Here is a 14,001-nt window from a genome sequence, read left to right as displayed (position 1 = left end):
GGCTCAGGCGTGCGCCTTTGATCCCGACGCGCACAGGCGCGCTCGTGCGGCTTGCCCGGTTTGTGCGGCTTCGGTCGCTTGCAGCCGTCGCCAGAAGCGCGGCAGGAAGGCTTCGGTCACCAGCAACGGCGCGCCGTGCCGCAGGAAGACCGAACGTCGCGCCCACAGCCGCGCACGCGGGTTGGCCCCGACGAGAGGATCTCGGGCGTCGTGACGGGCGCGGCCGTGCAGCCGATGGCGCGGTCCCAACGGACTCGACACCAGTACGGATCGCGTGACCGAGGGATCGTGATAGAGCAGATCGGCCAGCGGGCGCGTGCGCAAACGGCGCATCGCCTGCCAGATCGACCGGCTGTGCGTGAGCGGCGTCACGCTGTGCGCCACGACCACGGGCTCGCCGTCGAGGAGCAGGATGACGTCACGCGCCCACATCGGCGTGCGCGGCGCCACGCCGATCGCACGGCACTGATCGGCATCGGCCGGCATGACACGCTCGGCAACAACGCGCACGCTCACGCGCCCGAGCGCACCCAGGTGACGCGTAAGCGCGCCACCCCGCGTCAGCCAGTCCTTGTGACGACGCGGGAGCGCCGGCGCCGGGACAGCCTGCCAACGCCGCCCGCTAACATCGAATCGGAAAGTCATGGCTCGGCATTATAAGGGGGCTGCGCGCCCCCCTGCCTGCTCGGGACAGCGCGGGCGAGCGCCGCAGCGGCACATCGCCCGCGCGAATGCCATCAGCGTGCCGCGAGCAGCAGCGCGTTGGTGCGTTTGACGAACGCGGCCGGATCCTCCAGGCTGCCGCCCTCGGCGAGCAGCGCCTGATCGAACAGCAGATGGGTCCAGTCGGACAGATCCGCACTCTCGGCCGTCAGGCGCTTGACCAGCGCGTGCTCCGGATTGATCTCCAGAATCGGCCGGAACTCCGGCATTTTCTGGCCGGCGGCCTTCATCAGGCGCTGGAGCGTACCGCTCATGTCGTTCTCGTCCGAGACCAGGCACGACGGCGAATCGGTCAGGCGGAACGTCACGCGCACGTCCTTGGCCTTCTCGCCGAGCACTGCCTTCATCTTTTCGACGAGCGGCTTCAGGTCGTCGCTGGTCTTCTCCTGTGCGGCCTTCTCTTCGGCGTCTTCCAGCGCGCCCAGATCCAGATCGCCGCGCGCCACGCTCACGAGCGCCTTGCCGTCGAAGTCGTGCAGGTAGGAAAGCATCCATTCGTCCACGCGGTCCGTGAGCAAGAGCACTTCCACGCCCTTCTTGCGGAACACTTCCAGATGCGGGCTGTGGCTCGCCGCCACCCAGCTCTCGGCGGTGACGTAGTAGATCTTGTCCTGACCTTCCTTCATGCGGCCTACGTAGTCCGCCAGCGACACGGTCTGCTCGGCCGAATCGTGGTGCGTGCTGGCAAAGCGCAGCAGCTTGGCGATGCGCTCGCGATTCGCGTGGTCCTCGCCCGTGCCTTCCTTGAGCACCTGACCGAACGCGCCCCAGAACTGCGTGTACTTGTCCTGCTGGTTCTCGGCGAGGTCCTCGAGCAGGCTCAGCACGCGTTTCGTGCAGCCTTCGCGAATCGCCTTCACGTCGCGGCTCTCCTGAAGGATTTCACGCGAGACGTTCAGCGGCAGATCGGCCGAGTCGACTACACCACGCACGAACCGCAGGTAGTTCGGAAGCAACTGCTCGGCGTCGTCCATGATGAACACGCGCTTGACGTACAGCTTCAGTCCACCGTGCGAATTGCGGTCCCAGAGGTCGTACGGCGCGTGGCCGGGCACGTACAGCAGCTGCGTGTATTCGCTGCGGCCTTCCACGCGGTTGTGCGTCCACGCGAGCGGCGGTTGCGTGTCGTGCGCGATGTGCTGATAGAACTGCGTGTACTGCTCGTCCGTGATGTCGCTCTTGCTGCGGGTCCACAACGCGCTGGCCTGGTTGACGGTTTCGTCGGCCTCGGCCGGCACCATCGCCTGCTTTTCCGCATCCCATTTCTCGCCGCGCATGACGATCGGCAACGAGATGTGATCGGAATACTTGCGGATGATCGATTGCAGCTGCCACGACGAAAGCAGCTCGTCCTCGCCTTCGCGCAGATGCAGGGTGATCGCCGTGCCGCGCGCGGCGCGCTCGATGGTCTCGACCGAGAAGTCGCCCTCGCCCGCCGACGACCAGCGCACGCCTTCGGACGCCGGCAGCCCGGCACGGCGCGATTCGACCGTCATGCGGTCCGCCACGATGAAACCCGAATAGAAGCCCACGCCGAACTGCCCGATGAGCGCCGCGTCCTTCTGCTGGTCACCCGACAGACGCGAGAAGAATTCGCGGGTGCCCGACTTGGCGATCGTGCCCAGATGCGCGATGGCCTCCTCGCGGCTCATGCCGATGCCGTTGTCCTCGATGGTGATGGTGCGGGCGTCCTTGTCGAAGGACACACGAATCTTGAGTTCCGGATCCTGCTCATACAGCGCGGCGTTGTTGATCGCTTCGAAGCGCAGCTTGTCGGCGGCGTCCGAGGCGTTGGAGATCAGCTCGCGCAGGAAGATTTCCTTGTTGCTGTACAGCGAATGAATCATCAGTTGCAGAAGCTGTTTGACTTCCGCCTGAAAGCTCATGGTTTCTTGCGCCATGGTCGGGAACCTCGTGAATCGGTGAGATGGATGGAATGTCGACGCGAACCGCCGCCGGACGCACTTGCGCGCGCGCTGCCGCAGCGGCGGTACATGCGGGAACATAGGGACGGCCGGCCGGCATTTCAAGGCCGCCGGAAGGGTTATTTTGCGGCGAGATGCACGACGATGCGGCGCGCAACGACAAGACACGGCGATTGCCCAGCCGCAGCGGGTGGCACACACCGCATGTTGCGGGCTTCAGGCGGCCATTTCAAGCTGCCTGGCAAGGAACGTCAGCATGGCGGGGTCGCTGGAACAGGCGATATTCATGCGCATCCACGTGCTGGGCGCCTGACGCGGCGAAAACAATGCACCGGGCGCAAACAGGAAGCCAGCTTCGTGACCGGCCGCCGCGATCGCGTTCGTGTCGATGCCCGTGTCGACCCAGAGGAACATGCCCGACGTCGGATCGCCGAACATGCGCATTCCCATGCGTTCGAGGTTGCGCCGCGCGCCGTCGCGAACCTCGTCCAGACGCGAGCGCAGACGCTCCACGTGGCGCCGGTAATGCCCCTCGGTCAGCGCCTTGTAGACGATGCGCTCATTGATCTCCGGCGTGGTCGAGCCCGACAGCATCTTGTGGTCGACGAACGTTTTTGCCAACGCCGGCGAGCAGGCCACGAACGCCACACGCAGGTTGGCGGCGAGCGTCTTCGAGAAGCTGCCCATGTAGATCACGCGCTTGAGCTGATCGAGACTCGCCAGGCGCGCGACCTGCTGATGCGGCGGGCACAGGTCGCAGTAGATGTCGTCTTCGAGCACCATGAAGTCGTACTGCTCGGCGAGCCGCAGAATCTGGAATGCGCGCGCCGGCGTGAGCGAGGTGCCGGTCGGGTTCTGCAGAATCGAATTGAGGATGAGCAGCTTCGGCCGGTGCTGCTGCACCAGACGCTCCAGTGCCTGCATGTCGAGCCCGTCGGGGGCATAGGGCACCCCGACCGTATGGGCGCCCTGCGACGCGATCCGGCCGAACACGACGAACCACGCCGGATCGCCCACCAGCACGGTGTCGCCCGCGCGCACGTAAAGCCGCAGCAGGAAATCGACCGCTTGCGTAATGCCCGACGTCAGCACGATCTGCTCCGGGCGTGCGCCGATCTCCAGTTCGGCGAGCTGGGTCTGAAGCTGCATGCGCAGCGGCAGGAAACCGTGAGGATTGCCCGCCTGCAACAGATGCGCGCTCGACTGACGGCTCATCGACCGCATGGCCGACGTCATCATGTCGGCGTCGAGCCAGCTCGACGGCAGATATCCCATGCCCGGCCCGCGCTCGGGCGCCACCTGATGCAGCATGCTGCGCACGAGCCACGCCACATCGAGCGGCCCCTGAGCCACCATGGGCGCGGCGGCGTTCTGCGCCGGCATCACCGGCCGCTCGCGCACGTAGAACCCCGAGCCGCGGCGCGCTTCGAGGTAACCCTGCGCCACCAGCCGCTCATACGCTTCGACGACCGAGAAACGCGACACGCGCTTGTCTTCGGCCAAAGCGCGAATCGAGGGCATGCGCATGCCGGGCAGGAACACGCGCTCCTCGATACGCAGGCTCGCCCAATGCACGAGCTGGTCGACGAGCGTCATGCGCGCGGTATCGAGCGCTGCGTTGTCCGCGAGAACCAACGGGGAAATGCGGTTCGTTGTCGTCATCGTCCACTCACCTTCGCCGCGCCCCGGAACACAGAAGCGCGGCGCCTCACCTACGGAACCCACCGGTTGTGCCGGTGCCGGCGTTTGCGGCGGGCGCCTCCGTCAGGGGATGCCCTTTCAGCTGACAGTTGCCTCTTGACCAAAGTGTCAGACCCATTCCGCTCATGGGTCGCCACTTTACGCCAGCCAGATTCCCTGTCAATCCCGAACTGTACTGAAAATTAGATACGTATCTGTATCGGTACTGTACCGGTGTTAACCGATAAAGTGTCCTCTCAACTGGAGACCGCCATGCGTGAAATCCGACTCTTCGAACTGGACCGGGATCAGACCGTCTTCTGGCAGAGCCCGGCTGCCGACGTGCCGCAATCGATTCAGGTTCTGCAAGGCCTGTTGTGGCTGACCGTGGAGGGCGAGCGCGCCGACCACTGGTTGCGGGCCGGCGACAGTTTCGAAATCCGCGCGGGCCAGCGCGTGTGGCTGGGAACCTGGAACGAAGGCGCCCGGCTGCGCGTGAGTCAGCCGGCCACCACGCTCTCGGCCATCGCCGGATCGCGTTCACCGCGCGCCGGCCGCCTCGCCTGGCGCCTGGTATGGCGCGATCTGTCGGCTCGCCTGACGGGCCGCGCGGCGACACGAGCGCTACGCGGATGAGGCGGTATCGTGTCGCCGAGCATGCTGTCGAATGCGCGAGCGCCCCGCGAGCCGGAGTAAGCTATCGGTTTTGTCGTCTGAACCCACTATGTCCGCACCCCACGCCCTGAAACTGGATCATCTCGTTGTCGCCGCCGCCACGCTGGAGGCCGGCGAGGCGCATGTCATCGAGCAACTGGGGTTGAAGGACGTCGTGCCGCAGCGCGGCGGCAAGCACGCCCGCATGGGTACCCACAACAGCTTGCTGGGTTTGTGGGGCGGGGTCTATCTCGAGATCATCGCGATCGATCCGGAGGCACCCGCACCTGCGCGCCCGCGCTGGTTCGGGCTTGACGACGACGCAGTGCAGTCACGGCTGGCGCGTGGCCCATATCTGGCGCACTGGGTGGCGCGCGTGGAGCGGCCTCGCTCGCTGCCGCGCTGGCAGGCGCAATACCCGACGCGCCTCGCGCCGGTGATCGAAATGCAGCGCGGCGTGCTGACGTGGCGGATCGGTGTACCCGAGGACGGCAGCCTGCCTGCATGGCAAGGCGCCGGCGAGGGCTTGCTGCCGACGTTGATCCAGTGGGATTCGCCGCACCATCCGAGCGAGTCGCTGCCGTCCTCGGACTGCGCCGTGACCGCCTTGCGCGGCTTTCACCCCCGGGCGAGCGTCCTCAACGAGCAACTGCAATGGCTGGGGGGCGACGCCTTGATTCGCATTGAAGACACGCTGGTCGAGCCGTCGCTCGCCGCCGAAATCGAAACCCCCGACGGGCCGCGCACCTTGCGCTGATCCAGCGCCGCCCACGATGCCCGGCACAACGCATGGCGGGCAGACGAACCCCCGAGACACACGAGGCGACATCATGAATTCGCGCGAATCGCAGGGCATGCTGATCGGATTGATCGGCGTACTCATTTTCAGCCTGACGCTGCCCATGACGCGCATCGTCGTGGCGGAGGTCAACCCGCTGCTCAACGGACTGGGTCGCGCGCTCGTCGCCGCCATATTCGCGGGAGCGCTGCTCTGGTGGCGGCGTGAGCGCTGGCCAACGCTGCGTCAGCTCAAGCCCCTCGCCGTCACTTCGCTCGGCGTGATCGTTGCCTTCCCCGTGTTCTCCGCGTGGGCCATGAAGACGATTCCGGCGTCGCACGGCGCGGTGGTGAACGGCCTGCAGCCGTTCTTCGTTGCCATCTACGCCTACTGGCTCGGCGGCGAGCGCCCGTCGCGCGGCTTCTGGGTCTGCGCCCTGGCGGGTAGCGCACTGGTGATCGCGTTCGCACTGCGCGCCGGGGGCGGTAGCCTGCATGCGGCGGACGGTCTGATGCTGCTCGCCGTCGTCATCGGCGCACTCGGTTATGCCGAAGGCGGCAAGCTGGCACGCGAAATGGGGGGCTGGCAGGTGATCTGCTGGGCACTCGTGTTGTCAGCGCCGGTGTTGCTCGTACCCGTGGGCTGGCTCGCGTGGCATCAGCCGTGGCCGGTGAGCGGCAAGGCCTGGGGCGCGTTCGCCTATGTCACGCTGTTTTCGCAGTTCATCGGGTTTTTCGCGTGGTACGCGGGCCTCGCCATGGGCGGTATCGCGCGCGTGGGCCAAGTACAATTGCTTCAGATTTTCTTCACGATTGCACTGTCCGCCCTGTTCTTCGGCGAACAGGTCGACACCGTCACGTGGCTCTTCGCCGCAGGCGTGGTAATGACGATTGCACTCGGCAAGAACATGAAGATCGGCGCCTCGCGACTCACGGGCAAACCGGTCTGACGACGCGGCGGCGGCGCGTGCGATCCTTGCGCCGCCCCACGTCTGCCTCCTGACGCTTGCGCCTGCCCTCACGCCTTCGGCACCCGCAACGTCCGACACTCGCGGCGATAAGCAAACGCCGCACCATCCAAGCGAGACCATCATGCATGATTGGCAATATTCGGAACGTGCCCGCAATCTGACCAGCTCGGCCATTCGCGAGATCCTGAAGGTCACCGAGCGCCCGGACGTCATTTCATTCGCCGGCGGCCTGCCCTCGCCCGCCACGTTCCCCGTCGCTCAGATGCGCGCGGCCGCCGATCGCGTACTGAGCGAATCGCCGCAGGCCGCCCTGCAGTACAGCGCGACCGAAGGCTTCGCCCCGCTGCGCGAATGGATCGCAAAGCGCTACTCGCGCGACGGCCTCGCGCTCGCCCCCGAAAACGTGCTGATCACCACGGGTTCGCAGCAGGGGCTCGATCTGATCGGCAAGATCTTCATCGACGAAGGCAGCCGCGTGCTCGTGGAAGCACCAAGCTACCTCGGGGCGTTGCAGTCGTTCTCGCTGTTCTCGCCCGAATACGTGCCGGTGCCGACCGACGACCACGGCCTGCTGCCAGACGCGCTCACGCCGGCGTTGGTGCAGGGCGCGCGCTTTCTGTATGCGATGCCGAACTTCCAGAACCCGACCGGTCGTCGCCTGCCGATGGCACGCCGCGAAGCGTTGGCGGCCGTGGCCAGGCGAGACGGCCTGGCAATCATCGAAGACGATCCGTACGGCGAACTGGACTACGAAGGTCAGCGTCTGCCGAGCCTGATGTCGCTCGCGCCAGAGCACGTGCTGTACATGGGATCGTTCTCGAAGGTGCTGGCACCGGGCCTGCGCCTGGGGTTCATCATCGGGCCGCAGGCCGTCATCGCCAAGCTCGTGCAGGCCAAGCAGGCCGCCGATCTGCACACGCCGAGCCTCACGCAGCGCATCGCGTACGAAGTCGTGAAAGACGGCTTCCTCGACAAGCACATTCCGTCGATCCGCACGCTCTACGCCGCGCAGGCGAAGGCGATGCTCGCCTCGCTTGCCCGGCACATGCCGGCCGATGCGACGTGGACGACGCCCGCCGGCGGCATGTTCATCTGGTTGACATTGCCCGCCGGCATCGACACCATGCAGTTGCTGGAAAAAGCGATTGCGCAGAACGTGGCGTTCGTGCCTGGCGCCCCGTTCTACGTCGGCACGCCGCAGTCGAATACGCTGCGACTGTCGTTCGTGACGGTGCCGCCCGACAAGATCGAGGCCGGTGTGGCGCGTCTGGGTGCCCTCGTCGCCGACGCGCTCACGCGCCGCGCGGCCTGACCCGTGCACCTGCCAGGGCGGTGCCGCATGCGCGGACCTGGCGCCAGGCGCGGCAGGCGCGCCACGCCCTCGCAACGCCAGCGCGTCCGCCGGTGCCGCTCGATCGACGTCAATGACGTCCTCGTTGCGCCGGCCCGAATCTCATCAACGCCTCTGCAAGGAAGCTGTACATGTCCGTCTACGACAAACTGAAGCAACTCGGTATCGAACTCCCGAGCGCCGGCGCCCCCGCCGCCGCTTACGTCATGAGCGCTCAAACGGGCAACACCGTGTTTCTCTCCGGCCACCTGCCAAAGAAGGATGGCAAGATCTGGACCGGCAAGCTCGGCAAGGACGTGAGCGTCGACGAAGGCAAGGCCGCCGCGCGCGCCGTCGCCATCGAACTGATCGCCACGCTGCACGCACACACGGGCGACCTGAACAAGGTCAAGCGCATCGTGAAGCTCATGAGCCTCGTGAATTCGACACAGGAGTTCACCGAGCAGCACCTGGTGACCAATGGCGCCTCCGAGCTGATCGCGGAAGTGTTTGGCGACGCCGGCAAGCATGCCCGCTCGGCCTTCGGCGTGGCGCAGATTCCGCTGAACGCCTGCGTCGAGATCGAACTGATTGCCGAACTCGCGTGAATCCGGCATGCGCAAGGCGGCGCAACGTGCGCGCCTTGCGAACGGTGAATACGACAACAGCCACCCTCGGGTGGCTGTTGTGCTCTCGGCGGAAGCCGTTTTCGGCGTCGATCAAAGCGGCTTGACGTTGCCATAGGCGCGGCGCATCGCAACGGCAACGCCCAGCGAAACGACCACCGCGACCGCGAGCAGCCCGATCACACCGTACCAGCCGTGCGACTTGAGCATCACACCGGAATAACTGCCAAGCAGGCTAGAGCCCAGATAGTAGAAGAACAGGTAGAGCGCGGAAGCGATGGCCCGCCCCTGCGTCGCGCGCCGTCCGACCCAACTGCTCGCGACGGTATGCGCCCCGAAGAAGCCGAATGTGAAAATCGCGAGGCCGATCACCACACCCAGCACCTGCGACGCGAGCATCGTCAGCAACCCCACGAGCGACAGCGCGACCAACACCCACAGCAATCGCGGACGCCCCACACGGTCCGAAAGCGGCCCAGCGATGAACGAGCCCGCCACACCGATCAGGTACATCGCGAAAATCGCGCCGATCGCGGCGTGCGGCAAATGGAACGGCGGCGCCGACAGGTGAAAGCCCAGATAGTTGTAGATGCTCACGAAGCTGCCCATCATGAGACCGGCAAACAGATAGAGGCCCAGTAGCGCCGGGTCGGCCAGATGCCGGCGTGCATGTCCGAGCGCCTCGCGCACCGTCATGTGGCGCGGCGTGAATCGACGCGAATGCGGCAGGCTTCGCGCAAACTCCAGGCCCATCGCGAGGCAGACCAGGCCGATGAAGGCAACCGACACCCGCCACGAAAACATGTCGGCGACGAAGGCCGAAAGCACTCGCCCGGCCATGCCACCAAGAATGTTGCCCCCGATGTACAGCCCCATCGACATGCCGATCGAGCGCTGGTCGATCTCCTCGCTCAGGTATGCCATCGCGATGGCCGGCAATCCGGACAGCGCCAACCCCTTGAGCGCGCCGAGAATGACGACGGTCTCGAAGTTGGTGGAGAACGCGCTGGCGATCGTGAGCACCGACGAACTCAGCAACGCGATCGTCATCATGCGCTTGCGGCTCACGCGATCGGCCGCCACGCAGGTCGCGAGCAGTCCCAGCGCCATCATCATCGTCGCCCCCGACACGGACCAGCTGGCCTGCGCCGGCGTGATGCCGAACGTGGTGGTCAGCAGCGGCAGCAGCGACTGCATGCAGTACAACTGCGCAAACGTCGAGAAGCCGCCGAAGAAGAGTGCCCGGCTGATGACGGCATATTCGCGCGTGCCGCGTGCAACGCCAGCCGGAAGTGCGCAGGCCGGTGCGCCACCTGGCGCCTCGGTCTTGGGAAGAGGAAGCGAATTCGTTGATGCCATGACGCCAGCCCGCCTCGCGCGAGCCAAGGATGAAATGTATACAACGAATGATAGGGTTGCCGTTACCCACCGTCCAATATATATTTAAGTGACATTTTCATATATAAAAGCAATCAATCGAGCACTGGCAAGGGGACAGGCGTGGAACTACGGCACTTACGTTATTTCGTTACCGTGGCCGAAGTGCTGCACTTTAGTCGAGCCGCGCAAAAGCTCAATATCGGGCAGCCTCCGCTATCGATGCAGATTCGTGCCCTCGAGGAGGAATTGGGGGTGGCGCTGTTCGAGCGCTCTCAGCGACGCGTCTTCCTGACGGCGGCCGGACGCACATTCCTCGTGCGCGCTCGCCAGATCCTCGCCGATGCCGAGGCGGCGCGCCAGGAAGTCCAGCAGATTGCCGGGCTCGACGCCGGGGAACTACGTATCGCGTTCACGACCTCCGCGCCCATGACCCATCTCATGAAGCGCGTACTGACCGCTTACCGGCAACGATACCCGCGCGTGACACTCACGCTGAGCGAGTCGCCCTCGGAGCGCCAGCGCGAAGCGCTGGCCGAGCGCACGCTCGACATCGGTCTGCTACGACAGGCAGAGGACGCACCGTCCACGTCAGGGCTGCATTTCGAAACGTTGATCGATGAAGCGCTGGTGGTCGTGCTGCATCAGGGGCATGCGCTGGCGCATCGGGAGAGCCTGTCGATTTCGGATCTGGCGAACGAGGCGTTCATCATGCATCCGCCCGACGTCGGGACCGCGGTCGATGGCAAGATCCGTCGCATGTGCGAGCGCGCGGGATTCACCCCGCGCGTCGTGCAGGAAGCGCGCGAGTCCACGACGATCATCGCGCTCGCCGCCAGCGGCCTGGGCGTTGCGGTATTGCCCGAGGCAGTGCGCTGCATTCAGATCGAGGGCGTTCGCTTCAGGGCACTGAGCGAGCGCGACGCCCATACCCCGCTGCTGCTGGCGAAGCGTCGCGACGACACCAGTCCGCTCGTTCAGGCCTTCGCGGCAATGTGTCGCGAAGTGGCCGGGCAACTCGCAGCGACGCCGCGGCAGGCAGATTGAGACGGTCAGCCGCGCAGCGACGCGGCCAGCCCGATCACCACCACACCGAGCACGAGATTGAGAATCACCAGGCGGCGGATACCGTTCACCGCCGCCGCGCCGTCCGGCCAAGACTGCGCCTGCACCGCCCGCTGCAAACGGGGAAACAGGGCAAACCGGATGTGACCGAAAACGAGCATCATCACCACGCCGATACCGGCCATCGCATGCACCGGCCAGCGCGCGTGAAGCCCGCCCATGCCGAGCATCATGTGTCCGCCCGAGAGCAGGATGACCACGATGGCCACCCCGACCCAGGTGAAGAAGCGCGTGAGCGCCGCCTCCCACAACGGCAAGCGCTGCTGCGGCGAGAGCTCCGACGACGCCGGGCGCAGGCATACGAGCGCGAAGAACATGCCGCCGATCCAGACGGCAACACTCACCAGATGCAAAAACAAACTGAAGGCATAAACGCTCATGCGTGACTCCCGTCAGGATGCCGAAGGCGCGGCGGGCAACACCGGCTCGAGCGAACGCGGTTTGAACGTGGCGAACTTGACGCCCGGTGCACGACCCTTGCGCGCGCGCTTGCCGATGTTCGGCGCCAGCGATGCGCCCGAGAGGGCCTCCGATTGCAACTTGCCGCCGCGCACTTCGCCATGCACGATCACGCCGGCTTCACTGATCGGCACTACCGACACCAGCGTTTGCTTCGCTTCCAGTCCAATCAGCGTCACGCCGCGTCCACCGCCGGTGAGCGACTTCATTTCGTCCATGCCGAAGACGAGCAGGCGACCGTCGCTCGACAGGCACGCCACTGCGCTTGCACCCTGCCAGATCGGCGTCGGGGCCAACGGTTCGGCACCCTCGTCGATCGTCATGAACGACTTGCCCGCCTTCACGCGACTGACCATGTCGCCCAGTTTGGTGGTGAAACCGAAGCCCGCCGTCGTGGCCAACAGCAGTGGCTGCTCGCCCGACGCCGCATAATAGTGCAACAGACGCGAGCCCGATTCGAGCTCGATCAGCGACGTGAGGGGCACGCCGTCGCCACGCCCGCCGGGCAGTTGCGACACCGCCACCGAGTAGACACGGCCGTTGCTGCCCCAAGCGATGAGCGGATCCACGGTACGACACTCGAACGCACCGTACAAGGCGTCGCCCTGCTTGAACGAAAAGCCCTGCGCGTCGAGTCCGTGTCCTTTGAGCGCGCGGACCCAGCCCTTGGCCGATACGACGACCGTGACGGGTTCATCGACCACGCGCGCCTCGGCCACGGCACGCTTCTCCTCCTGGATCAGCGTGCGACGCTCGTCACCGAATTGCTTCGCGTCGGCTTCGATTTCCTTGATGATCAAACGCTTCATCGCGCTGTCGTTGGCCAGCAGCTCCTCGAGCCTGGCCTTTTCGTCGCGCAGCGAGGCGAGTTCCTGTTCGATCTTGATCGCTTCCAGACGCGCCAACTGACGCAGGCGAATCTCGAGGATGTCCTCCGCCTGACGCTCGCTCAGCTTGAACGCGTTCATCAGCGCGGCCTTCGGTTCGTCCGACTCGCGAATGATCCGGATGACCTCGTCGATATTCAGGAAGACGATCATGCGGCCTTCGAGAATATGAATCCGGTCGTCGACCTTGCCCAGACGGTGGCGCGAGCGGCGCGTGACCGTTTCGAAACGGAAGCCGATCCACTCGGTGATGATCTCGCGAAGCGACTTCTGTCCCGGGCGCCCGTCGGCGCCGACCATCACCAGGTTGACCGATGCGCTTGATTCGAGGCTCGTGTGCGCAAGCAGCATCGTGATGAATTCCTGCTGGTCGATGCGGCTCGACTTCGGCTCGAACACCAGGCGCACCGGCGCGTCCTTGCCCGATTCGTCGCGAACGGCGTCGAGCATGCCGAGCACCGACTGCTTGAGGTTCTGCTGCTCGGGTGTGAGCGACTTCTTGCCCAGCTTGACCTTCGGGTTGGTGATTTCCTCGATTTCCTCGAGCACCTTCTGGCCGGACGTGTTCGGTGGCAGCTCGTAGACCACCGCCTGCCACTGGCCCCGTGCCATCTCCTCGATCTTCCAGCGCGCACGCACCTTGAGACTGCCGCGCCCGCTTTCATAGGCGGATCGAATCTCCGCGGCGCTCGAGATCAGTTGGCCGCCGCCCGGGAAGTCCGGGCCCTGCACGTGCGTCATCAACTCCGCGTCGTCGAGCTTCGGATTGCGGATCAACGCCACGGCCGCCGACGCCACCTCGCGCAGGTTATGTGACGGGATCTCCGTTGCCAGGCCCACGGCAATGCCCGAGGCGCCATTGAGCAGCACGAACGGCAGGCGCGCCGGCAACAGACGCGGCTCTTCGGTCGAGCCATCGTAGTTCGGCACGAAATCGACCGTACCCGCGTCGATTTCATCGAGCAGCAGTTTCGCGATCGGCGTCAGGCGTGCTTCCGTATACCGCATGGCCGCCGCACCGTCGCCGTCGCGCGAACCGAAGTTGCCCTGACCGTCGATGAGCGGATAGCGCATCGAGAAGTCCTGCGCCAGGCGCACCAGCGCGTCGTACGCGGACTGATCGCCGTGCGGATGGAATTTACCGAGCACGTCGCCGACCACGCGCGCCGACTTCACCGGCTTGGCGTCGGCCGCGAGGCCCATTTCGTTCATCGCAAACAGAATCCGGCGCTGCACCGGCTTCTGACCATCGCAAACGTCAGGCAGGGCACGGCCCTTGACCACGCTGATGGCGTAATCCAGATAAGCACGCTCGGCGTATGCGCCGAGCGTGAGCGTGTCGTCATCCGACGGTTGCGTAAAGAGATCTTCTACTTGTTCCATAAAACCTGTGGGTTTGCTGCGAACGTTTGGCGAATGTTCGGGGAGACGTCGACCGCGAGATCATACCAAGCTCGTCGGCACATT

12 protein-coding genes are annotated in these 14,001 nt (G+C 65.3%); 6 read left to right on the top strand and 6 right to left on the bottom strand.

Going from position 1 to position 14,001, the window contains the following annotated elements; genetic code table 11:
* Positions 1-3 precede the first annotated feature (3 nt).
* From PMO31116_RS12300 to PMO31116_RS12290, 3 genes are all read right to left on the bottom strand, one after another.
* Complete coding sequence (locus PMO31116_RS12300; RefSeq protein WP_246185267.1) at positions 4-645, bottom strand: chorismate--pyruvate lyase family protein; 642 nt, start codon at positions 643-645, stop codon at positions 4-6.
* Positions 646-737: 92 nt separating this feature from the next.
* A complete protein-coding gene (gene htpG, locus PMO31116_RS12295) occupies positions 738-2,624 on the bottom strand; it encodes a molecular chaperone HtpG (RefSeq protein ID WP_150566964.1) in 1,887 nt (628 codons plus the stop codon).
* 240 nt (positions 2,625-2,864) lie between these two features.
* Positions 2,865-4,310, bottom strand: a complete 1,446-nt coding sequence (locus tag PMO31116_RS12290; RefSeq protein ID WP_150566963.1) for an aminotransferase-like domain-containing protein — start codon at positions 4,308-4,310, stop codon at positions 2,865-2,867.
* 291 nt (positions 4,311-4,601) lie between these two features.
* Here PMO31116_RS12290 and PMO31116_RS12285 point away from each other — a divergent pair, with 291 nt between their 5' ends.
* The 5 genes from PMO31116_RS12285 (at position 4,602) to PMO31116_RS12265 (ending at position 8,668) form a co-directional block, all read left to right on the top strand.
* Positions 4,602-4,964, top strand: a complete 363-nt coding sequence (locus tag PMO31116_RS12285; RefSeq protein WP_150566962.1) for a DUF2917 domain-containing protein — start codon at positions 4,602-4,604, stop codon at positions 4,962-4,964.
* Between the two features lie 88 nt (positions 4,965-5,052).
* A complete protein-coding gene (locus PMO31116_RS12280) occupies positions 5,053-5,739 on the top strand; it encodes a VOC family protein (RefSeq protein ID WP_150566961.1) in 687 nt (228 codons plus the stop codon).
* 73 nt (positions 5,740-5,812) lie between these two features.
* Positions 5,813-6,709, top strand: a complete 897-nt coding sequence (locus tag PMO31116_RS12275; RefSeq protein ID WP_150566960.1) for a DMT family transporter — start codon at positions 5,813-5,815, stop codon at positions 6,707-6,709.
* A 142-nt stretch (positions 6,710-6,851) separates the two neighbouring features.
* The gene (locus PMO31116_RS12270) at positions 6,852-8,042 is read left to right on the top strand and encodes an aminotransferase-like domain-containing protein (RefSeq protein WP_150566959.1); all 1,191 of its coding nucleotides are present in this window, start codon (positions 6,852-6,854) and stop codon (positions 8,040-8,042) included.
* Between the two features lie 170 nt (positions 8,043-8,212).
* Positions 8,213-8,668 (top strand): RidA family protein, encoded by a 456-nt coding sequence (locus tag PMO31116_RS12265; RefSeq protein ID WP_023873801.1) that lies wholly within the window; start codon positions 8,213-8,215, stop codon positions 8,666-8,668.
* A 111-nt stretch (positions 8,669-8,779) separates the two neighbouring features.
* On the opposite strand, the gene PMO31116_RS12260 is transcribed toward PMO31116_RS12265, so the two are convergent.
* Positions 8,780-10,045, bottom strand: a complete 1,266-nt coding sequence (locus PMO31116_RS12260; RefSeq protein WP_150566958.1) for an MFS transporter — start codon at positions 10,043-10,045, stop codon at positions 8,780-8,782.
* A gap of 141 nt (positions 10,046-10,186) precedes the next feature.
* Here PMO31116_RS12260 and PMO31116_RS12255 point away from each other — a divergent pair, with 141 nt between their 5' ends.
* Entirely contained in the window at positions 10,187-11,110 is a 924-nt protein-coding gene (locus PMO31116_RS12255) for a LysR substrate-binding domain-containing protein (RefSeq protein WP_150566957.1), read from the top strand.
* A gap of 5 nt (positions 11,111-11,115) precedes the next feature.
* On the opposite strand, the gene PMO31116_RS12250 is transcribed toward PMO31116_RS12255, so the two are convergent.
* Together PMO31116_RS12250 and parC are read right to left on the bottom strand one after the other, a co-directional pair.
* Complete coding sequence (locus tag PMO31116_RS12250) at positions 11,116-11,568, bottom strand: CopD family protein (protein ID WP_023596734.1); 453 nt, start codon at positions 11,566-11,568, stop codon at positions 11,116-11,118.
* A 12-nt stretch (positions 11,569-11,580) separates the two neighbouring features.
* Positions 11,581-13,917, bottom strand: coding sequence for a DNA topoisomerase IV subunit A (gene parC, locus PMO31116_RS12245; RefSeq protein ID WP_150566956.1), 2,337 nt, complete (start codon positions 13,915-13,917; stop codon positions 11,581-11,583).
* Positions 13,918-14,001 lie beyond the last annotated feature (84 nt).

Source organism: Pandoraea morbifera (assembly GCF_902459575.1).
GTDB classification, from domain to species: Bacteria; Pseudomonadota; Gammaproteobacteria; order Burkholderiales; family Burkholderiaceae; genus Pandoraea; species Pandoraea morbifera.
Note: the sequence above shows the minus strand (reverse complement) of the source record. Positions and strands in the feature narration are given on the sequence as shown.